The organism is Microvirga pakistanensis (genome assembly GCF_004458765.1).
GTDB classification, from domain to species: Bacteria; Pseudomonadota; Alphaproteobacteria; order Rhizobiales; family Beijerinckiaceae; genus Microvirga; species Microvirga pakistanensis.
Genome location: NZ_SPJX01000067.1, coordinates 1 through 257 on the forward strand (window position 1 = coordinate 1; position 257 = coordinate 257).

The 257-nt window shown below is 59.9% G+C and carries 1 pseudogene; it reads left to right on the plus strand.

Features of this window, described 5'->3' with window-relative positions:
- Positions 1 to 205, plus strand: a pseudogene (locus E4K09_RS02770) (IS6 family transposase); the annotation flags it as partial.
- Positions 206 to 257: the final 52 nt, after the last annotated feature.

Consider the following 257-nt stretch of genomic DNA (forward strand, 5'->3'; position numbering starts at 1 on the left):
AAATTCGCATCTCTCGCTGCGAAAGCGGGAGAGAATGATGCAGGGCTTTCGGTCTGTGGAAGGCCTGCAGCGGTTCACATCAGTCTTTTCGGCTGCCAGAAATCTGTTCGTTCCGCCCCGCTCGCACCAGTCTGCCCTCGCTACCCACGTCTACCGTCTACGAGCCATGGCGGCATGGAAGTCCGCGGCGGGCGTGCTCGCCTGAATTCAACAAAGCAGGGCTTCTCGCGGTCGCCTCAGGTTACCGTGACATCACC